The 20,786-nt window shown below is 74.4% G+C and carries 19 protein-coding genes; 13 read left to right on the top strand and 6 right to left on the bottom strand.

All coding sequences use genetic code 11. The features are described from left to right. The first annotated feature begins 210 nt into the window (after positions 1-210). The 5 genes from R6Y94_RS04275 (at position 211) to R6Y94_RS04255 (ending at position 4,303) form a co-directional block, all read left to right on the top strand. Complete coding sequence (locus tag R6Y94_RS04275; protein WP_412102683.1) at positions 211-744, top strand: RNA polymerase sigma factor; 534 nt, start codon at positions 211-213, stop codon at positions 742-744. After that, a complete protein-coding gene (locus tag R6Y94_RS04270; RefSeq protein ID WP_318394416.1) occupies positions 741-1,556 on the top strand; it encodes a zf-HC2 domain-containing protein in 816 nt (271 codons plus the stop codon). The genes R6Y94_RS04275 and R6Y94_RS04270 overlap by 4 nt, the downstream gene beginning before the upstream one ends. A gap of 115 nt (positions 1,557-1,671) precedes the next feature. Continuing rightward, positions 1,672-2,424 carry an ABC transporter ATP-binding protein gene (locus tag R6Y94_RS04265; protein ID WP_318394415.1) on the top strand — a complete coding sequence of 251 codons (753 nt, stop codon included), beginning with the start codon at positions 1,672-1,674 and terminating at the stop codon, positions 2,422-2,424. Continuing rightward, positions 2,421-3,689 (top strand): hypothetical protein, encoded by a 1,269-nt coding sequence (locus R6Y94_RS04260; protein WP_318394414.1) that lies wholly within the window; start codon positions 2,421-2,423, stop codon positions 3,687-3,689. The genes R6Y94_RS04265 and R6Y94_RS04260 overlap by 4 nt, the downstream gene beginning before the upstream one ends. After that, entirely contained in the window at positions 3,686-4,303 is a 618-nt protein-coding gene (locus tag R6Y94_RS04255) for a hypothetical protein (RefSeq protein WP_318394413.1), read from the top strand. The genes R6Y94_RS04260 and R6Y94_RS04255 overlap by 4 nt, the downstream gene beginning before the upstream one ends. A 16-nt stretch (positions 4,304-4,319) precedes the next feature. Here the strand turns inward: R6Y94_RS04255 and R6Y94_RS04250 are convergent, their stop codons facing one another. The 5 genes from R6Y94_RS04250 to R6Y94_RS04230 all read right to left on the bottom strand — a co-directional run bounded on the left by R6Y94_RS04250 (position 4,320) and on the right by R6Y94_RS04230 (position 12,542). Beyond that, positions 4,320-7,679 (bottom strand): error-prone DNA polymerase, encoded by a 3,360-nt coding sequence (locus tag R6Y94_RS04250; protein WP_318394412.1) that lies wholly within the window; start codon positions 7,677-7,679, stop codon positions 4,320-4,322. Positions 7,680-7,721: 42 nt separating this feature from the next. Then, positions 7,722-9,386 carry a DNA polymerase Y family protein gene (locus tag R6Y94_RS04245; RefSeq protein ID WP_318394411.1) on the bottom strand — a complete coding sequence of 555 codons (1,665 nt, stop codon included), beginning with the start codon at positions 9,384-9,386 and terminating at the stop codon, positions 7,722-7,724. 65 nt (positions 9,387-9,451) lie between these two features. Continuing rightward, a complete protein-coding gene (locus R6Y94_RS04240; RefSeq protein WP_318394410.1) occupies positions 9,452-10,201 on the bottom strand; it encodes a hypothetical protein in 750 nt (249 codons plus the stop codon). A gap of 160 nt (positions 10,202-10,361) precedes the next feature. Further along, entirely contained in the window at positions 10,362-10,811 is a 450-nt protein-coding gene (locus R6Y94_RS04235) for an SAV_6107 family HEPN domain-containing protein (RefSeq protein ID WP_318394409.1), read from the bottom strand. Positions 10,812-11,288: 477 nt separating this feature from the next. After that, positions 11,289-12,542 carry a hypothetical protein gene (locus R6Y94_RS04230; protein ID WP_318394408.1) on the bottom strand — a complete coding sequence of 418 codons (1,254 nt, stop codon included), beginning with the start codon at positions 12,540-12,542 and terminating at the stop codon, positions 11,289-11,291. A gap of 331 nt (positions 12,543-12,873) precedes the next feature. On the opposite strand from R6Y94_RS04230, the gene R6Y94_RS04225 reads away from it, so the two are divergent. Together R6Y94_RS04225 and R6Y94_RS04220 are read left to right on the top strand one after the other, a co-directional pair. Continuing rightward, a complete protein-coding gene (locus tag R6Y94_RS04225; protein WP_318394407.1) occupies positions 12,874-13,845 on the top strand; it encodes an EamA family transporter in 972 nt (323 codons plus the stop codon). Between the two features lie 100 nt (positions 13,846-13,945). After that, positions 13,946-14,140, top strand: a complete 195-nt coding sequence (locus R6Y94_RS04220; protein ID WP_318394406.1) for a hypothetical protein — start codon at positions 13,946-13,948, stop codon at positions 14,138-14,140. Positions 14,141-14,179: 39 nt separating this feature from the next. Here the strand turns inward: R6Y94_RS04220 and R6Y94_RS04215 are convergent, their stop codons facing one another. Beyond that, positions 14,180-14,830 carry a phosphatase PAP2 family protein gene (locus R6Y94_RS04215; protein WP_318394405.1) on the bottom strand — a complete coding sequence of 217 codons (651 nt, stop codon included), beginning with the start codon at positions 14,828-14,830 and terminating at the stop codon, positions 14,180-14,182. Positions 14,831-15,086: 256 nt separating this feature from the next. Between R6Y94_RS04215 and R6Y94_RS04210 the strand changes: the two genes are divergently transcribed. From R6Y94_RS04210 to R6Y94_RS04185, 6 genes are all read left to right on the top strand, one after another. Continuing rightward, positions 15,087-15,575: a YbaK/EbsC family protein gene (locus tag R6Y94_RS04210; RefSeq protein WP_318394404.1), complete on the top strand. Its 489-nt coding sequence runs from the start codon at positions 15,087-15,089 to the stop codon at positions 15,573-15,575. 68 nt (positions 15,576-15,643) lie between these two features. Next, the gene (locus R6Y94_RS04205; RefSeq protein ID WP_318394609.1) at positions 15,644-16,471 is read left to right on the top strand and encodes a monooxygenase; all 828 of its coding nucleotides are present in this window, start codon (positions 15,644-15,646) and stop codon (positions 16,469-16,471) included. After that, positions 16,468-17,019, top strand: a complete 552-nt coding sequence (locus tag R6Y94_RS04200) for a GNAT family N-acetyltransferase (protein ID WP_318394403.1) — start codon at positions 16,468-16,470, stop codon at positions 17,017-17,019. Before R6Y94_RS04205 ends, R6Y94_RS04200 begins: the two co-directional genes overlap by 4 nt. Then, positions 17,016-17,834 (top strand): carotenoid biosynthesis protein, encoded by an 819-nt coding sequence (locus R6Y94_RS04195; protein WP_318394402.1) that lies wholly within the window; start codon positions 17,016-17,018, stop codon positions 17,832-17,834. Before R6Y94_RS04200 ends, R6Y94_RS04195 begins: the two co-directional genes overlap by 4 nt. A gap of 155 nt (positions 17,835-17,989) precedes the next feature. Further along, on the top strand, positions 17,990-19,126 hold the full coding sequence (locus R6Y94_RS04190) for a glycosyltransferase family 2 protein (RefSeq protein WP_318394401.1): 1,137 nt from the start codon (positions 17,990-17,992) through the stop codon (positions 19,124-19,126). Positions 19,127-19,233: 107 nt separating this feature from the next. Further along, positions 19,234-20,781, top strand: coding sequence for a phytoene desaturase family protein (locus R6Y94_RS04185; RefSeq protein WP_318394400.1), 1,548 nt, complete (start codon positions 19,234-19,236; stop codon positions 20,779-20,781). The last annotated feature ends 5 nt before the right edge of the window (positions 20,782-20,786 follow it).

Below are 20,786 nucleotides of genomic sequence, written 5' to 3'. Positions count from 1 at the left end.
CACCCGGCCCCAACCTGATCGCCGGCTGCCACGCCGACCGATCGTCAACCCCCGAGCGTCCCGGGTCCGCCGGGCAGCGGTCCGAGCCCGCCCCGGCCCGGCCCGGCATGGGTGTACCCAAAGCGCCCACGGGCTCGCGTTCGGCGGTCCCGCCGGTGCGTCCGGCCCGGGAGAACCGTTTCCGGCCGGGCCGCGTCCTACCTTCACGTGATGGAGGTTGGCGACGAGGAGTTGCTGCACCTCGTCGGTACCGGGGACCGGCGGGCGTTCGAGGTGTTCTACGCCCGACACGCCCCCTGGCTGGCCCTGCGGCTGCGCCGCCGATGCCGGGACCCGGAACTCGTCGCCGATCTGTTGCAGGAGACCTTCCTGGCGGTCTGGCGGGCGGCGGGCACCTATCGCGGCAGCGGTGAGGTGGTGGGCTGGGTCTGGACCATCGCCGCGCACCGCCTCGTCGACGCGAGCCGTCGGGCCCTCGCCCGGCCACGGACCGCCGCCCCGGCCGACGAGACCCTTCTCGCCTGGTCACCGTCGGCAGAGGAGGAGGCCATGCTGGGCACCTACGACGCGAGGCTGGAGCATGCCCTGCACCGGCTGTCGCCCGAGTTGCGGGCGGTGGTGCAGGCGACCGTCCTCGACGGCTTCACGGTGCGGGAGGCCGCGCTGTTGCTGGGGCTGCCGGAGGGAACGATCAAGACCCGGGCCATGCGGGCCCGGCGGGAGCTGCGGGCGGCACTGACGTGAGTACGTTCCACATCCCCGAGGTCGCCCTGCGGGCCTACGCCGAGGACCGGCTCGCCGACGCCGACGCGTGGTCGGTCGAGGCACATCTCGACCGGTGTGAAACCTGCCGGGCCCGGTTGCCGCTGGACGAGCCGATCGGACGGCTCGTCGCCGCGGTCGGCGCGACCCTCGCCGCGCGGCTGCCGGGCCAGGGACGGATCCGCCCGGGTACCCGGGGGCGGCAGGTCGCGGTGCTGCTCGGCGCGGGACCGGCGGCCCGGGTCGGCTGGCTCGGCTCGGTCGTCACCACCCTGGCGCTGGCCGTGGCGATCGAGATCGGTTCACTGCCGGTCCGGCCCTGGACACTCCTGCTGGTCGCGCCGCTGCTGCCGGTGCTCGGCGTTGCCGTCTCCTACGGCCGGCACACCGATCCGCTGCACGAACTGGTCGCCGCCAGCCCCTACGCCGGGCTGCGGATCATCCTGTGGCGGACGCTGTCGGTACTGGCGGTCACCGTTCCGGTCGCGTTCCTCACCGGCGCGGTATCCCGGATCGGTACGCCGGCGATGTGGCTGCTGCCCTGCCTCGGGCTGACCGGTCTGACGCTCGGGCTCGGCTCGCTGATCGAGCCGGCCCGGGCCGGCCTGGCGGTGGCGGCCGGGTGGGCCGTGCTGGTGCTGGTGCCACCCGGAGACGCGTCACCGGTCCCGCCGATCGGCAACGGATGGCTGGTCGCTCCGGCGGCCGTACCGGTCTGGCTGGCCGTCATCGCGGCGGCGGTGGCGTTGCTGCTGGTCCGACAGGGTCGGCTGGGCGGCGAGGTGGCGCCGTGACCCGGCGGCGGCCCGGGGCGGTCGTCGACGACCTGACGCGGGCACCGGCGACGGGAAGCACGTCGGAGACGACGCGTCGTCGGCGCGGGGAAGCACGTCGGAGAGGTGGGGCACGATGACGGTCAGCATCGAGGGCCTGCGGGTCGGCTACGGCAGAAGGGTCGTCCTCGACGGCCTCGACCTGGAGCTGGCGGTGGGCGTACACGGGCTGCTCGGGCCGAACGGGGCCGGTAAGACGACCCTGATGCGGGTACTCGCCACGGTCGCCCGCCCGGACCGTGGCCGGGTACGGCTGCTGGGCCGCGACATCGCGGACCGGACCGCGCTCCGGCAGGTACGCCGGCAACTGGGCTACCTGCCGCAGGCGTTCGGCCACTACCCGCGGTTCACCGTCCGGGAGTTCGTCGAGTACTTCGCCTGGCTGAAGGAGATGCCCCGAACCCGGGTACCGCTCGCGGTCGAGCGGGCGCTGGAACGCGTCGGACTGCTGGACCGGGCCGACGAGCGGATGAAACGCCTGTCGGGCGGCATGCTGCGCCGGGCCGGCATCGCGCAGGCGATCGTCAACGATCCGCGCGTGGTCCTGCTGGACGAACCGACCGCCGGCCTGGACCCGGAGCAGCGGGTCGACTTCCGGACACTCCTGCGGCAGTTGGGCGTCGACGCCTGCGTACTGGTCAGCACCCACCTGGTCGAGGACATCGGTACGGCGTGCGGCCGGGTGAGCCTGATCGAGGGTGGTCGGCTGGTCTTCACCGGCACGCCCGAGGAACTGGCCGCCGCCGGGGTGGACGGCGGCAGCGGCGACACGGCGATCGAGCGCGGTTACACCGCCGTGCTGCGCAGTGCCCGGACGGTGCGCCGGTGAGACGTCCGCTGCGGGTGGAACTGCGCCGAGGTACGGCACCGGGTGCGGCGCTGTTGATGTTCGGTGCCGGCGGGTGGCTGCTGGCCGTACACCCGGAGGACTGGGGCGGTCGGTGGGCCGGCCTCGCCGGATACCTGCGGACGTCGCTGATGGTGCTCTGCGGGCTGATGGTTGCCGCCGGTGCCTGGCAGGCCGGTCGGGAGCGGCGTCGAGGCATGGCCGAGCTACTCGGCTCGACGGCCCGGCCGGGCTGGCAACCGCTGGTGGTGGCCTGGCTGGCGGTCTCGCTCGCCGGCACCGCCGGGCTGCTCACCGCCTTCCTCGGCGCGGCGGTGCTGGTCGGACGGGTCGCCACGTACACGGGCGGCGGATGGTGGTGGACCCTGGCGGTGGGCATCCTCGCGCTCTGCACGGCCGCCGCGTTCGGGGTACTGATCGGGCGGCTCGTCCCGCTGCGGGTGGTCGCCCCCGTCGCCGGCCTCGGCACCTACCTCGGGCTCGCCGTACTCGCCTACTGGGACGCCAGCGGCGTCAGTTGGCTGTCCCCGGTCCATCCCGGCTCCGGCCCCGAGCGGCTGCTGCCGGCCGGAACGCACGCCCTACAGGCCGGTTGGCTGCTGGCGTTGACCGGCACGCTCCTCGCGCTGGCGGCCCGGCTGCGTCGGGTCGCCCTGCTCGCCGGCACCCTCGCCGTCGCCGTGGCGGTGCCGATCGCCACCGGAGCCGGCCCCGGCCGCCTCCGCACCGACCCGGGTGCCGTCGAGCCGACCTGCACCACGGAGGGGCCGCCGGTATGCGTGGCCCGGATCAACGATTTCCTGCTGGACGACCTGACACCGCTCGTCCAGCCGGTGCTGCGCCGGATGGCCGGCATCCCCGGAGCGCCGACCCGGGCGGCGGACGCGGTCCTGCAGGTCGACGGTGAGCCGACCGGTCCGGTGGACGGCACCCTATGGCTGTATCTGGGGAGCCAGCCCACCGCGACCGGCGACGGCCTGGCCAACCTCGACTGGCTCCGCGCCGACCTGCGCCAGGTCGTCACCCCGAACTGCCACCACCGAACTGCCAGACCCGACAGGCGGATCTATCCGACCTTCGACGCCGCCCGGGCGTGGCTGTTCGAGGAACGCCCGGCCCCCGACACCCGCGTCGGGCGGCTCTACGCGCTGTCCCTCCACGACCAGCGCGCCTGGTTCGGCGCGTTCCTCGACGCCGCGCACCGCTGCGACGTTCCGCGCCTGATCGCGCTGGGGGAACTGCCGTGAACGGCCGGCTCCTGCTGTTGCACACCCGGGCCAGGGGCGGCCCGGCATTCCTGCTCGGGGTCGCTGTCGTGGCGCTACTGGCCTGGATCGCCGGGAGTTGGCTCGCCAGCCGGCCCTACTTCGACGGACCCGCCGCCCGGATACCGGTCGTCGCGCTCGCGCCGCTGCTCGCCGTACTGCTGCTCGCGCCCACCCTGGGCGGGGCCGACGAGGAACTGGAGCGCGGCGCCCCGCTGCGCTGGCCCGGCTGGCGAGCCGGCCACCTCCTGCTCGGGGTCGCGTCGATCGGCGCGGCGCTGGCCTTGACCGGGCTGCGCGTACCCGGGGTGTTCGGCGCGTACGCCCTGGTCCGCAACACCCTCGGCTACGCCGGACTGGTCGCCGCCGCCGCGGTGCTCCTCGGCGCCCGCCTGGCCTGGCTGCCCGCGTTCGGGTACGCCTGCGCCGTCTACGCCGCGACCCCCCGGCAGGTCGGCGGGTCCGCCGGCGTGTGGGCCTGGCCGCTACAGCCGTCCAGCGTGACCGCCTCCTGGCTGACGGTCGCCGCGGTCTTCGTCCTGGGCGCGGCCGGCTACCTGCATCGGGGCTGCCGGATCGGCAGCGTTGCCAGGTAGCCCTCTTTCGCACGGCTCAACGGAAGTCGCGGGAGGCGGGGGTGACCGGTGGGGTGATCGCATCGAGGCGGTCGGCGACCAGGTTGGTCACCCCGTCGTGCTTCTCCAGCATTCCCCGCACGACCAGTGCGGTGCTGGTCCGGGCCACCTTCCGGTAGCGCTGCCACAGCCCCGGCGAGCAGGTGATGTTGAGCATGCCGGTCTCGTCCTCCAGGTTGATGAAGGTGACCCCACCAGCGGTGGCCGGGCGCTGCCGGTGCGTGACGATGCCGCCGACCCGGACCCGCTGCCCCGGGTCGAGCCGGGCCAGCCTGGCGATCGGCACCGCGCCGACCGCGTCGAGCTGGGGCCGGACGAACTGGGCCGGGTGGCTCTCCGGGGAGAGCCCGGTGGCCCAGACGTCCGCGACCAGCCGGTCCACCGCGTCCATCCCGGGCAGGGTCGGCGCCTCCGCCCCGGCGATGGTGCCGGGCAGCCGGTCCGGCTTGTCCTGCGCGGCGGCACCGGCCGCCCAGAGCGCGGCCCGCCGGGTCAGCCCGAAGCAGGCGAAGGCGTCCGCGGTGGCCAGCGCCTCCAGGTGCGCGGCGGTCAGCCCGACCCGGCGGGCCAGGTCGGCCATGTCCCGGTACGCCCCGTGCGCGGTCCGCTCCCGCTCGATCTTCTCCGCCAGGTCGTCGCCGAGGGTACGCACCCCGGACAGCCCGAGCCGGACCGCCGGGCCGCCCAGCCCCCACCGGTGCGGCGGCTCGCCGGGCGCGCTCCCCCACCGGGTTTCCGGGGTCGACTCCAGGGTGGCCTTGGCACCGCTGGCGTTGATGTCCGGGCGGCGTACCTCGACGCCGTGCCGGCGGGCGTCGTCGACCAGGGTCTGCGGCGAATAGAAGCCCATCGGCTGGGCGTTCAGCAGCGCGGCCAGGAACGGCGCCGGGTGGTATCGCTTGAGCCAGGAACTGGCGTACACCAGGTAGGCGAAGCTCATCGCGTGGCTCTCCGGGAAGCCGAAGCTGGCGAAGGCGGAGAGCTTGAGATAGACATCGTCGGCGACCTCGCCGGTGATGCCCCGCTCGGCCATCCCGGCGTAGAGCCGGTCCCGGATCTGCGCCATCCGTTCGGCCGAGCGTTTCGAGCCCATGGCCCGGCGCAGCTCGTCGGCGCCACCGGCGTCGAAGCCGGCCAGGTCGATCGCGAGCTGCATCAGCTGCTCCTGGAACAGCGGCACCCCGAGGGTCTTCTCCAGCGCGTTGCGCATCAGCGGATGCGGGAAGGTGACCTCCTCCAGCCCGTTCTTGCGCCGGATGTACGGGTGCACCGAGCCGCCCTGGATCGGGCCGGGCCGGATCAGTGCCACCTCGACCACCAGGTCGTAGAAGCAGGTCGGCTTCAGCCGGGGCAGGGTGGCCATCTGCGCCCGGCTCTCCACCTGGAACACCCCGACCGAGTCGGCCCTTTGCAACATCGCGTAGACCTCGGGGTCGTCCAGGGACATCGAGCTCAGGTCGAGGGTCGACTCGATCATGTCGTACGCGTAGTGCAGCGCGGAGAGCATGCCGAGGCCGAGCAGGTCGAACTTGACCAGCCCGGCGCTGGCGCAGTCGTCCTTGTCCCACTGCAGCACGGTGCGGCCGGGCATCCGCCCCCACTCGACCGGGCACACCTCGATCACCGGCCGGTCGCAGATCACCATCCCGCCGGAGTGGATGCCGAGGTGGCGCGGAAATGTCTGCAACTCGTTGGCGTACGCGATCACGTGCTCGGGGATGTCGTCCACGTCGACCGCCGCCACGCTGCCCCACCGGTCGATCTGCTTGCTCCAGGCGTCCTGCTGGCCGGGTGAGAAGCCGAACGCCTTGGCGATGTCCCGCACCGCCGACCGGGGCCGGTACGAGATGACGTTGGCGACCTGCGCGGTGTGCTCCCGGCCGTACTTGGCGTAGACGTGCTGGATCACCTCCTCCCGGCGGTCGGACTCGATGTCGACGTCGATGTCCGGCGGGCCGTCCCGCTCCGGGGCGAGGAAGCGCTCGAAGAGGAGTTGGTGGCGTACCGCGTCCACGTTGGTGATCCAGAGCGCGTAGCAGACCGCCGAGTTGGCCGCCGAACCCCGGCCCTGGCAGTAGATGTCGTTGTCCCGGCAGAACTTCACGATGTCGTAGACCACCAGGAAGTAGCCGGCGAAGCCGAGCGCCTCGATCATCCCCAGCTCGTGGTCGAGCTGCCGGTACGCCTCCGGGTGCGCGCCGCGCGGGCCGTACCGCCGCAGCGCGCCGTCCATGGTCAGCTCGCGCAGCCAGCTCATCTCGGTGTGCCCGGGCGGCACCGGGTAGTCCGGCAGCCTCGGCGCCACCAGGTTGAGGTCGAAGGCCAGCTCGGCGCCGAACTCGGCGGCCCGGGCCACCGCGCCGGGATAGGCCGCGAACCGGGCCGCCATCTCGGCTCCGCTGCGCAGGTGGGCGGTACCGGCCGCCGGCAGCCAGCCGTCGATCTCGTCCAGGCTGCGCCGGGCGCGTACCGCCGCCAGTGCGGTGGCCAGCCGGCGGCGGGACGGGGTGGCGTAGTGCACGTTGTTGGTGGCCACGGTGGGCAGCCCGGCGGTGGCGGCCAGCTCGACGAGCGCGTCGTTGCGGTCGCCGTCGTACGGGTCGCCGTGGTCGGTCAGCTCCACCGCCACCGTCTCCACCCCGAACAGCCCGGTCAGCCGGTCCAGCTCCCGGGCCGCCGCCTCGACCCCCTCGGTGAGCAGCGCCGCCGGCACCGTCCCCTTCCGGCACCCGGTCAGCACCAGTACGTGGTCCTTCAGCTCCCCGGCGACCTCTTCCAGCTCGCCGTAGACCGGGCGGCCCTTCTCGCCGCCGCGCAGGTGTGCCCGGGCAATGGTGCTGGCCAGCCGGGCGTACCCCTCGGGGCCGTGCGCGAGCACCAGCAGGTGCCGGCCGAGCGGGTCCGGCTCGCCGTTCTGCGGCCCGGGCAGCCCGAGCGACAACTCGGCGCCGAAGATGGTGGGCAGCCGCAGTGCCCGGGCCGCCTCGGCGAACCGCACCACCCCGTAGAACCCGTCGTGGTCGGTCACCGCCAGCGCGGTCAGGCCCAGCCGGGCCGCCTCCTCGGCCAGTTCCTCGGGATGGCTGGCCCCGTCGAGGAAGCTGAAGTTGGTGTGCGCGTGCAGTTCCGCGTACGGCACCGCACCCTCGACCGGGGCAGGCAGCTCGGCCGGGGTGTAGCCGGGGCGCTTGCGGGTCCAGGCCGGGGAGTCTCCGCCGTCGGCGTCGACCGCGAGCGGATCCACCACGCGCAGCCGAGGCTCGCCCGGACCGCCGGGCCGGCCGGAGAGTGCGCGTTCCAGCTCCGACCAGGGCATGTCCGGGTTGTGGAAGCTCACCGCGCCACCCGCCCGGTCACAGCCCGCCCGCTCATGGTCCGCCTAGTCATAGACGGCCTCCACCCACCATCGGCCGCCGGTCAGGGAGAGCAGCAGCGCCGTACCGTCGGTCAGTCCCACCTGGAACCTGGCCCGCCGTCGGGCTTCCGCCGGGGCCCACCAGCGCTCGTCGACCGGCCACGGACCGGCCCAACTGACGATCTCCACCGGCGCTCCGGCCGCGACGGCTCCGGGCCCGTCGGCCGACGGCCGCACCGCCGGAACGACCCCTTCCGGCCGGGCCACCGAAACGGTCGCCTCCGGCCGGGCCGACGGGACGAGCACCTCCAGCCGGGCCGGCGCGGCGCTGATCTCCAGCCGGGCGGTCACCCGGACGAGTTCCCCGCCTGCGTCGTAGACCGCCGCCGGCAGCGGCTCGGGCAGCACGACCGCCGGTGCGGGAGACGGCAACCGGCCGGGCCACGGCGGAGCCGCCGGCCGGCTCGGCACCCGCTCGTCGCCCCAGGGCACCAGCCGGGTCTGGTCGACCGGGGAACGCCCGCCGCCGAGCACCGCGGTCAGCACCGATTCGGGGCCGAGGATGCCCTGCACCCGGCTCAGCGCCCGGTGTGCCCGCTCCCGTTCCGCCCCGGTCTCACCCCACAGCCCCGGTTGCAGGCCGACGTGCGCCAGCACCCCTTCGGGGACCAGGCGCAGCCGGATGATCCCGGCGGTCGGCCGGGGCGGGCCGGCCCGGCCGGAGCCGGGACGCCGGCTGGTCCCGGTCAGCCAGCCGTCGAGCTGCCAGCGCACCCGGTCGGCGATCGCCGCCGCGGTCAGCAGCCCGTCGTGCCGCCAGACCCGGCGCAGCTCCTGGCCGTGCGCGGTGACCGCCTCGATGCCGAGCCGGGTGCAGGCCAGCCCGTGCCCGGCGAGCGTGTCGTGCAGCCGCTCGGCGAGCGTCCGCGCGGCGAACGCCGCCGCGTCGACCCGGTCGAGCGGATCGTCGTACGTCTCGGTCACCGCCAGGTCGGGCGGCGGGCGCCGGACCGCGAGCGGGCGGTGGTCCTGGCCGGCGGCCAGCCGGTGGGCCAGCGTCCCGTCGAACCCGAACCGGGCCAGCACGTCCCCGGCGGGCAGCGCCGCGAAGTCGCCCAGGGTACGCAGCCCGAGCCGGCGCAGCAGGTCGGTCAGCCCCGGCCGGCCCAGCGCCTCGACGGGCAGCTCGGCGAGGAACCCGGCGGTGCCGCCGGGCGGGACGACCCGACCGGACCGGGCCGCCAGCCCGGCGGCGAAGACCCCGTCGGCGATCCCGATCTGGCTCTCCACCTCGCAGCTCTGCGCGACGTGCTCGACGATCCGCTCGGCGGCCTGCTCCTCGCCGCCGAAGTACCGGCTCGGGCCGCGCGCGGCGACCGCGCACGCTCCCGGACGGATCACCTCGACCCCGGCCACCACCTCTTCGACGGCGGCGACCACCGGCTCGAAGGCGCGTACGTCCCGGCCGGGGTCGTGGTCCAGTACGGTCAGCCGGGGGCAGCGGCTCTGCGCCTCCCGCTTGCGCAGACCCCGGCGTATCCCCTCGGCGCGGGCGGAGGCGGAGGCGGCGACGACCCGGTTGGCGTACAGCACCGCGACCGGGGCGGCCGCCGGCACTCCGTCGACGATTTCCGCGGCGATCACCGGCCAGTCGGGGCACCAGAGCAGCATCGTCCGCACCGGCGCCACCGCACACACCTCCCTCGACCAGCAGTTACGCGGATCTTAGAACGTGTGTTCGACTCGGGTTGCCCCTACCCCTCCGCGGTTCTCGACGTGTCCGCCCTGCCGACCACGGTGAGCGAGGCTCGGCGCGCTGCCGCCGCCCCCGACGGTGCCGACGCACGCGCTCGGGTCGACCCGTCGCCGGGCAGCCAGACCCGGATCTCCTTGGGGCGGGCCGCCGCGCCCCGGCCCCGGGCGGAGATCGTCACCTCCCGGCGGCGCAACCTGCCCCGGCCCTGCCCCAGTCCCTCCCAGGCACCCCGGATCACCTGGAGTGTCACGTCGGCACCGGCCCAACGGCCGTACGGGACGAGCACGCTGCCACGTTGCCGGGCCCGGGCGGCCAGTCGGCTGACCACCGAGGCGGAGATCGTGTCGGGCACCGCCGCGACCACGACGTCGACCCCGTCGATCAGCGCGGCGACCACGGTCGCCCACTCCGGGCCGGGATGGGGGACGAGGGCGAGCCGGTCCAGCTCGATGCCAAGGTCGGCGGCGGCCGCCGCACCAAGGGTCGGCACTCCGACCACGGCACACCACGATCCAGTCCGGGACGCCTCGGCGAGCAGTGCCAGCATCAGCGAGGTGCTGCCGCCCCGGGCCGGATGACCGAGACCGACCGCGACAGTGCTGCCCCGGCGCAGTCCTCGGTTGGGCAGCAGTCCGGCCAACTCGGGCAGCACCGGCAGCAGTCGGTGTGCGCCGGCCGGGTCGGAGCCGCTCGCCGGGCGTACCAGCTCCGTCAGGGCGGCGGAACCGACCACCATCCGCCCCGCCATCTCGACCCCTGCCCCCGCGCGTTTCCGTTTGCTGCCTGCGACCCGTCGTACCGTGCGCAGCCTCGGCCGGACCGGTCCTCCGGCCTGCGGACCGGGCGCCCCGGCTGCTACGTCGTGTGCCCTACCGAGCCGTGTGCCCTACCGATCGGTGCGACAGCGGTCAGGCGGCGATCCCGTCGAGGACGGGCTGGTGCGCCACCCCGAGTGCCACCTCGATCACCGCGACGAACTGTTCGGCCGCGCGGAGCAGGTCGTCGGCCTCCCGGGCGCTCACCACCCGGGGGATGCCCGCCTCGGCGGCGGCCCGTTTGGTGGCGCCAGTGGCGAAGTAGTTGGCCCACTCCCCCAGCTCCGGGGCGACGACCACCAGCAGCGCCCAGACACTGGTGACCCGGTTTCGGCGGGTGGGTGCGGGACGGGCCCGGGCGGCGAGCATCGCCGCCGCCGCGCGCAGTGCGGCCAGGTGCGCGGCGGCGTACCGCAGGCCGTCGGGGCGGGTCTCGGCGGCCTCCGCCAGCCCCATCCGGGCGATCGTCAGTAGTTGGGCCGGGGTGCGGTGCGGCAGCACGTGCGACGGCACCGTCGGCGCCTGAGCCTGGCTGGTCGGCATGGGACTGTCTCCTCCGCGTCAACCCATTCACCGGCGTCACCGTTGCCGGCCGGAACGACCACGCTGGTCAGTGCCAGCGCGGCGGCCGAGGGCGACGCACCACGTCGAACTAGCCGGCTGCGGAGGAAGACGCACCGGTGTGTAGCCGGCCGGATGTGGACGCTTCCCCACACCACACCCGGCCGGCCGAACCGGCGGGTTCGTCGTCCGCCGCCCGGGGGTCGTGGGCGGCGAACGACGATCCTGCCTGGTGGGTCCGGACTCGCGGATCCGGATCCCGTGCGGTCCGCGAAACCGCACTCGGGGGTTACGCCGCGAACGCCACCCCCGGCATCAGCCCGAGCATCCGGCCGGCGGGCCGACTCGCATCGAACTCCGCCCAATCGAACACTCGTTCTAACTACTGGAGAGAGTACACCCCGGCACCGACAAAAACGCAAGCGAACGCGATCCGTCGGCGCAGTTGTCGGGCACGGGTCAGCACCAGGTCAGCGTGGAGTTGTTCCGGGTGACGTTCCGGATCACGTTGTTGGCGCCGCCGCAGGGGCTCTGCCGGATGTTGGTGTTGCTCACCGTCAGGTTCTGGAAGGTGATGCCCGAGGAGATCGGGAACTCGCTGCGCGCCGCGATCCGGACCTCGCCACCGCCGGTCACCGTCCCGGACTGCCCGGCGATGGTGACGTTGTAGCAGTTCTCGATCAGGATCGAGTTGTTGCCGGTGTTCGAGATGGTCACCCGGTCGATCACCGCGCCGCCGCTCTCCGAGACGCAGAAGATGCCGCGCCCGCCGCCCCGGGCGATCACGTTGCCGACCCGGATGTTCGTCGGGTAGCTACTGCCCACCCGGCCGTTGCGGTTGGCCATCCGGAACGCCGCGTACCCGGTGCCGGCGCCGGCGTTGTCCGCGTCGACCGTACCGATGGTGGCGTTGATGGTGTCGTTGAGCAGCAGTCCGGACTCGCCGACGCTGCGGGCGGTGACGGTACCGACGGTCAGCCCGTCCACCCCGTACGTCTCCACGCCCTGGCTGCGGGTGCCCTGCACGTACACGTTGTCGATCCGGATGTTGCGGACCTTCACCGCCCGGTCGCCGCCGTGGTTGTCGATCCGCACCCCGAGACCGCCGGAGAGCCGCATGTCGATCTGGCCCAGCGTCAGGTTGTTCACGTTGCGCATGAAGATGCCGTAGAGCGGCGCCCCGGTCAGGTTGAGGTGCTGCACCTCGATGTCGGTGGCGCCCCGGGCGTACACCGGGGCCTGGTCGCCGGAGCCGGAGCCGGTCACGTTGATCGTGCCGCAGACGTCCAGGATCGTGTAGCTCGGCAGCGAGATCCGGGAGTTGGCACTCACCGAACCCGACCCCCGGACGACCACCCGCTGCTTCGAGGTACGCCCCGACGACAGGCTGTTCACCGCGGCCTGCACCGCGGAGCGCATGTCACTGCCGGTGTAGACCGTGCTGCCGCCGTTGCGGGCGGTCCAGGTGCTGCCATTCAGCACCGCCTCGGCGTTGTACGAGCCGCTGCCGCAGTCGGCGAGATCAGAGAGGTCGGCCGCCTTGCCGCTGCGCTGGGAGACGTGGTGGTCGCCGCTGGCCGCTGCCGCGGGCGGCAGCCCGACCGTGGTGCCGGCGCCGACCAGCGTGGTCGTGAGCGCCAGCACCAGGCCGGCTCGCCAGCCGCTTCGTCGTGACCGGCGGTCGGGGCTCCGGTTGGTGGTGGTGAGCGTCATTGGTCCTCCTGAGCTGGGGGAACGGTGGCCGGGAAAGCCCGGTGTCGACGACGGTCCGAAGGGGCCCGCCAGGACAACCACCGGAGCCGGTACGCCGAGGTGACGCGCCGGCAGGACAGGCCGGATCGGAAAGGCCTTTCCCGACGTCGGCAACGTATCGAATCGTTTCAATTAAGTCAACGTCATCGATGGATGAAACCGCCCGGCCGACACGTCGGGGTCGACGTCCTCCCCGACCCGGCCCGTAGTGCGGCCCGGCGTCGAGGGGGACCGGCGTGGTAATGACCAAAAGCTATTCGGCTCCTGACCGGTATCCGGCTACCCTCTCCCGGTGACGACTCGCAGACCTGCCCTCGGCGTGGCCATGGTGCTCTCCTCGGGCGTGCTGTTCGCCGTCAACGGCACCGCCTCCAAGCTGGTACTCCGGGCCGGCATCGAGGCCGCACAGCTCACCCTGATCCGGGCCGCCGGAGCGTTCGCCGGGCTGCTCGCGCTGAGCCTGCTGCTCCGGCCCGGCGCCCGCCGCCTCCGGATCACCCCGGGGCAGCTGCCGCTGCTGGTCGTCTACGGCCTGGCCGGGTTCTTCCTGACCCCGATGCTCTACTTCGTCGCCATCTCCCGGATGCCGGTCGGCATCGCGCTGCTGTTCGAGTACACCGCTCCGCTGCTGGTCGCGCTCTGGGCCCGGTTCGGGCAGCACCAGCGGGTACGCCCCCGGCTCTGGGTCGGGCTGGCGGCGAGCCTCGCCGGACTGGCCTGCGTGGCCGAGGTCTGGGGAGAACTCAAACTGGACGCGCTCGGGGTACTCGCCGGCCTCGGTGCCGCCGTACTGCTGGCCGGCTACTACCTGCTCGGCGCCCGGGGCGTACAGCGGCACGACACGCTCTCCCTGACCACCTGGGCGTTCGGCGCCTCCGCCGTGGCCGGGCTGCTCACCCGGGCGGTCACCGACGGCACCGGTGGCTGGGCACCGCTGGCCGGGACCAGCGGCGGCGTGCCGGTCGCGCTGCTCTGCGGGTACGTCGTCCTGCTCGGCTCCATCCTGCCCTTCCTGCTGGTGGCCGGCGCGTTGCGGCACCTGCCGGCGACCAGTGTCGGCATCCTCGGCATGGTCGAGCCGGTGATCGCCGCCACGGTCGCCTGGATCGTGCTCGGTGCCGGCGAGGCACTCAACGCCGCCCAGTTCGGTGGCGGCCTGCTGGTACTGGCCGGCGTCGCCCTCGCCGAGACGGCCCGGATCGCCAGGACGCCGGCCGACGCCCTGCCCGTTCCCGCCCCCGACGTGGTCGCGGCACCCCGCTGACCCGCCAGCGGTGTACGGAACTGGTCGCGGCACCCCGCTGACCCGCCAGCGGTGTACGGAACGCCGACGGCGAGTTGGTGATGAGCGGCGGCTCGATCCAGTGCCCACCGAACCCCACCGGGCCGGGCGCCGGCTGCGGCGAAGGCTCGGTGTCGGGCCCGGGGCGTACAACTGGCAGCTCCATCAGCCCGCCGACCGGTTCTGGCTGTTCCAGGGCATCGAGACGGGGATCTTCGTCGCTCCCGCCGTACTCCTGGTCTGTCTGGCCGTCCGCCGGATCCGCCGGATCGCCTGACCGGCCCGCCGTCGACCGCCGGAGCGTCCGGGCCGGCGGTCAACGGGAGGCGGGGCGGAGCGCGATCAACAGTGCGGCGCTGGCCGCCGCGCCGAGCAGCAGCCCCGCGACCACGTCGTGCGGATAGTGCACCCCGGCCACCACCCGCAGCGCCGCCACCGCCGCGGCCACCGGCACCGCCACGTAACCGAGCCGGGGGGCCAGCAGGACCAGCCCGGCCGCCAGCCCACCGGCCAGGGTCGAGTGGTTGCTCGGGAACGACCAGTCTCCGACCGGCGGGCAGGACACCCAGGTCACCACGTCGGCGAACGCCCGGCACGGCCGCTCCTGGTCGACGACCAGCTTCACCGCCTCGCTGACCAGGTACGCCAGCACCGTGCCGAGGCCGACCAGGAGCGCGCCGAGCGCGTCGGGGGTACGCCTGCGCCGCCAGCCGAGCCAGCCGACCCGGGTCAGCAGCCCGGCGAGGACCAGCAGGCCACCGGCGGCGGCGTACTCCCCCAGGCCGTGCAGCCAGCCGGGCAGCTCACCGGCGTGTCCGACCATCCCCCGGTACGCCTCGGCGGACGGCCCGTCGGTCACCACCCGCGGCCGCGGATCGCCCAGTCCGCCCGGAGCCAGCAGGGCCATCGCCGCCCCGGCGAGCAGGAGCATCGGCACCACCAGCAGAATCCGCCGCAACACAGTCATAGCGGATCAACGTAGTCGTTCCTTTCCCCCGCCGGCCCTGCCCGAAGGTCATTCATCCGTACGACCTTCGTCAGGTCGACCGACCGGTCGCTCCGTCCGGACCACCCTCGTCAGGTCGACCGACCGGTCGCGACGTCACCGGCGAGGCGGTCGGCCCCGCCGAGGGCGACCCGACACCGGCGACCTGGCCGGCGGGACGTCGCCGACGCCGGGAGGCAGGCACGACACCGGCGACCCGGCAGGCAAGATAGAGCTCATGCAGCCACATCCCAACGTGCAGGCGGTGCAGGACGCGCTGGACAACGCAGGCGGCCGCGATGGCTCCGCCGCGCCGAGCCGGGTCCGGATCCTGCCCGAGGCGGTGCACACCGCGGCCGCCGCAGCGACGGCCCTCGGTGTCGAGGTGGGCCAGATCGCCAACTCGCTGATCTTCGACGCGGGCGGCGATCCCCTGCTGGTGCTCACCTCGGGGGCGCACCGGGTGGACACCGCCCGGGTCGCCGCCGACCTCGGGCTGCCCGCGTTGCGCCGGGCCAGCCCGGAGTTCGTCCGGGAACACACCGGCCAGCCGATCGGTGGAGTCGCCCCGCTCGGGCACCCGAAGCCGATCCGTACCCTGGTCGACACCGCGCTCGCCGACTTTCCGGAGATCTGGGCGGCCGGCGGCGTGCCCCGGGCCGTCTTCCCGACCACCTTCGCCGAGCTGCTGCGGATCACCGCCGGCAGCCCCGCCCAGGTGGCGTGAGCGGACCCGACCGCGACACGACCGGGCACGGCACGCCCGGGCCGCCCGGCAACCCGACCCCGGTACGGCTGGTCACCCTGCACGTCTGGCGGGTACCTCCGCGCGCCCTGCCCCGGGCGCTGACCCGGATGGCCGTCGACCGGCGCCGGCTGCGGGCGCTTCCCGGCGTACGGTTCGGCAAGCTGCTCGGGACCGGGACGGGCACCGGGTTCGGCCCCACCGACGCCGACCTGACCCGTTGGGCCGCGCTGGTCGTCTGGGCCGACCCGGAGCGGGCCGCCGCATTCGACGAGACCCCGGTGGGCCGGGCCTGGCGACGCGTGGCCCTGGCCGGCGCCCGGCTCGACCTGCGACCACTGGCCAGTCGGGGCCGATGGTCCGGAGTCGAACCGTTCGACGTACCCCGGCCCGGAACCGAGCCGTTCGTCGGCGTACCCCGACCCGGAGTCGAGCCCGCCGTCGGCGTACCCCGATCCGGGCGGGACGGCGCAGCGGCGGGCGCCGCACCGGACCGGCCGGTACTGGCGCTCACCCGGGCCCGGTTGCGACCGCTGCGGGCCGGCACCTTCTGGCGGGCCGTCCCGCCCGTCGCGACCGCGCTGCGGGACGCCCCCGGCCTGCTGGCCCGGTTCGGCATCGGCGAGGCGCCGCTCGGCTGGCAGGGCACGGTCAGCGTGTGGCGGAACGCGACGTACCTGCGTCAGTTCGCGTACCGTTCCCCCGAGCACCGCGCGGCCATCGCTCGTACGACCAGCCAACGCTGGTACGCCGAGGAACTGTTCGCGCGGTTCGAGGTGGGGAATCTCGCCGGTGACCCGGCGGTGCTCGGCTGGGTCGGTTCCGGCGGTGCCCCGGAGCCCGACACCGGCCAGGTAGTGAGGAGCGGACGACCATGAGGCTGGTGCCGTGGAAACCGGACGATCTCGCCCGGCGGCTCGACGAGGTGGTGTCGGTCTACGGCGAGGCGATGGGATACCGGGCCGAGTTGCTGGAGGCCCGTCGCGGCTACATCGCGACCCACGTACGCCGGCCGGGGTTCCGCGCCGTCGCCACCCTCAGCACCACCGGTCACCTGGTCGGCTTCGGCTACGGATATCTCTCCGCGCCCGGACAGTGGTGGCACGACCAGGTCTACAACGCGCTCTCCGGCGACGCCCGCAAGACGTGGTTCGAGGACTGCTTCGAGGTGGTCGAACTGCACGTCCGGACCGCCGCCCAGGGGCACCAGCTCGGTGCCCGCCAGCTCCGGGCCCTGCTCGGGATGGCCGAGGGCAGCACGACGCTGCTCTCCACCCCGGAGGCTGACGAGCGGACCTCCCGGGCCTGGCGGCTCTACCGACGGTTCGGCTTCGTCGACGTGTTGCGGGACTTCCGCTTCCCCGGCGACGAGCGGGCCTTCGCGGTGCTGGGCCGGGACCTGCCGCTGCCCCCGCCGGAGCGATGACCGCCGGAGCGACGACCGCCGGAGGGCTTCCTGCCGGCCGGCTGAGCTGGCTGCTGCTCGGCGTACTGGTGCTGGCCCAGATCGGCTATCCGCTGACCGGGGGTGCCGAGCGGGCCCGGCTGACCGTCGCCACGGTCTGTCTCGGCTGGCTGCTGTCGGTGAGCCACGCCCTGCTCACCCGGGGTCCCCGGGTGGCCGTCGGGCTGGTACTGGTCACCACCGGCGGCGGACTGGCGGTCGAGTCGCTCGGCCTGGCCACCGGCGTGCCGTTCGGCGGGTACGCCTACTCCGGCGTGCTGGGCCCGAAGCTGGCCGGGGTACCGCTGGTGATCCCGCTGGCCTGGACCTGGATGGCCTGGCCGGCCTGGCTCGCCGCGGTCCGGCTGACCCGGCCCGGTGCGGCCCGGATCGGGCTGGCCGCGGTGGGGCTGGCCGGCTGGGACCTGTTCCTCGATCCGCAGATGGTCGCCGAGGGCTACTGGAGCTGGCGGGACCCGGATCCGGCCCTGCCGGGGGTACCGGACGTCCCGGTCAGCAACTACCTCGGTTGGCTCCTCGTCGCCGTACTCCTGATGGCGCTGCTCGGGCCGGTCGCCGGCCGGACCGCCGGGCTCGCCGCCGTCCGGGACGCCCCGATGTACGCCCTCTACCTCTGGACCTACGCCGGCAGCATCCTCGCGCACGCGGTCTTCCTCGGCCTGCCCGCCTCGGCCGGCTGGGGTGGGCTGGCCATGGCGGTCGTCGCCGGCCCGCTCGCGGTGCGGCTGGCCCGACGGCGACGGCGGTCCCGCAGCGGCGCCACCGCACCGGCATGACCGGCACGCCGCCCGGCTGGGCACCGACCACCGCCGTCGGACCGCCGGCATGACCGGCACGCCGCCCGGCTGGGCACCGACCACCGCCGTCGGACCGCCGGCATGACCGGCACGCCGCCCGGCTGGGCACCGACCACCGCCGTCGGACCGCCGGCATGACGGGCACGCTGCTGGGCTGGGCGCTGACCGCCGTGGTCGGGCTGCTGACCGGGCACGCCTGGCTCAACGCCACCCGCTGGCTGCGCCGTCCCCCGCCCGGCGCCGCCCGCACCGACCAGCCGGTCGCGGTGCTGCTGCCGGTACGCGACGAGGCGACCCGGGTCGGACCGTGCCTGCGGGCGCTGCTCGCCCAGCGGGGCGTACCCGAGTTGGAGATCGTGGTGCTCGACGACGGGTCGACCGACGGCACCGCCGAGGTGGTCCGGGCGGTCGCGGCCGGCGATCCCCGGGTACGCCTGCTCGGCGGTGCGCCGCCACCGCCCGGCTGGCTCGGCAAGCCGTACGCCTGCCAGCAGCTCGCCGACCGGGCCGACGCGAGGGCGCAGGTGTTGGTCTTCGTGGACGCCGACGTGATGCTCGGCCCGTACGCGGTCGCCGCCGCCGTGCACACGCTCCGGTCGGCCTCGGCGGTGCTGCTCTCCCCGTACCCCCGGATCGTGGCCGGCTCGCCGGGTGAGCGGCTGGTCCAGCCGCTGTTGCAGTGGCTCTGGCTGACCTTCCTGCCGCTGGCGGCGATGGAGCGCTCGCCCCGGCCGAGCCTGGCCGCCGCCGGTGGCCAGTTCATGGTGCTGGACCGGGCCGGCTACCGGCGGGCCGGTGGGCACGCGGCGGTCCGGGACCGGGTGCTGGAGGACATCGAGCTGGCCCGGGCGGTGAAGCGGTCCGGCGGGCGGATCGCGCTGGCCGACGGCTCCCGGCTGGCCGAGTGCCGGATGTACGGCTCCTGGCCGGAGCTGCGGGACGGCTACACCAAGTCGCTCTGGGCCGCGTTCGGGTCGCCGGCCGGCGCCACCGCCGTCGTGCTCCTGCTGCTCCTGCTGTACGCCGTGCCGCCGCTGCTCGCCGTCGGCGCGGCACTGGCCGGCGCGCCGACGGCTGCCCTGGCGGCGCTGCTCGGCTATCTGCTCGGGGTACTCGGACGCCTGGTCAGCGCCCGGGCGACCGGCGGCCGGGGCTGGCCGGACGCATTGACACATCCGTTGTCGGTCGCGGTCCTCGGTTGGCTCACCTTCCGGTCGTACCATCTGCGAAGGCGGGGGCGGCTCACCTGGCGGGGCCGACCGGTGCGCTGATCCGTGGAGGGGACGGTCGGCGCGCCGAGCCGGCGACGGGTACGCACCCGCGCGCCGCTCCGGCCACCGGTACGGCGACGGCGGTTGACCGTGACGAGGGGGCGTACGTGAGTCGGGTGGTCGTCATCGGCGCGGGCGTGGGCGGTTTGGCCGCCGCAGCCCGATTAGCGGCACTCGGTCACGAGGTCGCCGTCTACGAGCGGTCCGATGTGGTCGGTGGCAAACTCGGCCGGTACGTCCGGGAGACGCCGGTCGGGACGTTCCGGTTCGACACCGGTCCCAGCCTGCTCACCCTGCCGCAGGTCTTCGCCGACCTGTTCGAGGCGACCGGCGCCAAACTGGACGAGTACCTCGACCTGATGCCGCTGGACCCGATCGTCCGGCACGTTTTCCCACCGTCGTCGATCGAACCACCGCTGCACGGGCCGGCGGTGGACAGGCCGGCGCCGGGCCGGGCGGGTCCGGGAACGGTGCTCGACTCGTGCGCCGATCCCGAGGTCTTCGCGGCCCGGATCGCCGAGCGGTTCGGCGCGGAGTCCGCCGACGACTGGCGACGGCTGTGGCGCCGCGCCGAGCGGGTCTGGACGGCCTCCTGGCGGGACGTGCTGCGCCGGCCCGTCGACTCCCCCCGGGACCTGGCGAAGCTCTCCTGGCGGCTCGGTGATTTGGCCGCGATCGCCCCCGGTCGGACGCTGCGCGACCTGGGCCGGCGCCACCTGCGCGATCCCCGGCTCCGGATGCTGCTGGACCGGTACGCCACCTACACCGGCGCCGATCCGCGCCGGGCACCGGCCGCGCTCGCCGCCATCCCGTACGCCGAACTGACCTTCGGCGGCTGGTATCCGCGCGGCGGGCTCGGCGCCCTCGCCGACGCGCTGCTCTCCCGCTGCCTCGACCTGGGTGTGGTGGTGGCGACCGGCAGTACCGTCACCGGCATCGACGCGGCCGGCGGTCGGGTGCACGGGGTACGGCTGGCCGGCGCCGTCAACCCGGTACCGGCGGACGTCGTGGTGGCGAACACCGACGCGCTGACCCTCTACCGGGACCTGCTGCCGACCCCGGATCGGCTGGCCCGGCTGACCGACCGCAGCCTGGCCGGCTTCGTACTGCTGCTCGGAGTACGCGGTGAATCCGGGCTGGCCCACCACAACGTCTTCTTTCCGGCCGACTACGACGCCGAGTTCGACGCGGTCTTCGGCGACCCCGGCCGGGGTGTACCGGCCCGCCCGGTGGCCGACCCGACGGTGTTCGTCAGCGTGCCCGACGATCCACTGGTCCGGCCGGCCGGGCACGAGGCATGGTTCGTACTGGTCAACGCGCCCCGGCAGGGACGGACGCTGGGCGGGGTCGACTGGCGCCGGCCGGGGCTGGCGGACGCCTACGCCGACCGGGTCCTCGAAGTCCTCGCCGACCGTGGTGTGGACGTGCGGGACCGGCTGGTCTTCCGCGAGACGCGTACCCCGGACGACCTGGCCAGCACGGCCGGCGCCCCGGGCGGGGCGATCCACGGCAGTGTCGGCGGGCTGCTGCGGCCCGCCAACCGGGGTCCGGCCCGTGGTCTGTTCCTGGTCGGTGGCTCCACCCACCCGGGCGGCGGACTGCCGCTGGTGGCACTCTCCGCGCAGATCGTCGCGGGCGAGATCGGCCGGGCCTGATCGCG

Source organism: Plantactinospora sp. KLBMP9567, from assembly GCF_033446045.1.
GTDB lineage: Bacteria > Actinomycetota > Actinomycetes > Mycobacteriales > Micromonosporaceae > Plantactinospora.
Note: the sequence above shows the minus strand (reverse complement) of the source record. Positions and strands in the feature narration are given on the sequence as shown.

Coding starts and splice junctions, on each gene's coding strand:
- R6Y94_RS04275 (WP_412102683.1), top strand. CDS start 211: ATGGAGGTTGGCGACGAGGAGTTGCTGCACCTCGTCGGTACCGGGGAC.
- R6Y94_RS04265 (WP_318394415.1), top strand. CDS start 1,672: ATGACGGTCAGCATCGAGGGCCTGCGGGTCGGCTACGGCAGAAGGGTC.
- R6Y94_RS04240 (WP_318394410.1), bottom strand. CDS start 10,201: ATGGCGGGGCGGATGGTGGTCGGTTCCGCCGCCCTGACGGAGCTGGTA.
- R6Y94_RS04235 (WP_318394409.1), bottom strand. CDS start 10,811: ATGCCGACCAGCCAGGCTCAGGCGCCGACGGTGCCGTCGCACGTGCTG.
- R6Y94_RS04230 (WP_318394408.1), bottom strand. CDS start 12,542: ATGACGCTCACCACCACCAACCGGAGCCCCGACCGCCGGTCACGACGA.
- R6Y94_RS04215 (WP_318394405.1), bottom strand. CDS start 14,830: ATGACTGTGTTGCGGCGGATTCTGCTGGTGGTGCCGATGCTCCTGCTC.
- R6Y94_RS04210 (WP_318394404.1), top strand. CDS start 15,087: ATGCAGCCACATCCCAACGTGCAGGCGGTGCAGGACGCGCTGGACAAC.
- R6Y94_RS04200 (WP_318394403.1), top strand. CDS start 16,468: ATGAGGCTGGTGCCGTGGAAACCGGACGATCTCGCCCGGCGGCTCGAC.
- R6Y94_RS04195 (WP_318394402.1), top strand. CDS start 17,016: ATGACCGCCGGAGCGACGACCGCCGGAGGGCTTCCTGCCGGCCGGCTG.
- R6Y94_RS04190 (WP_318394401.1), top strand. CDS start 17,990: ATGACGGGCACGCTGCTGGGCTGGGCGCTGACCGCCGTGGTCGGGCTG.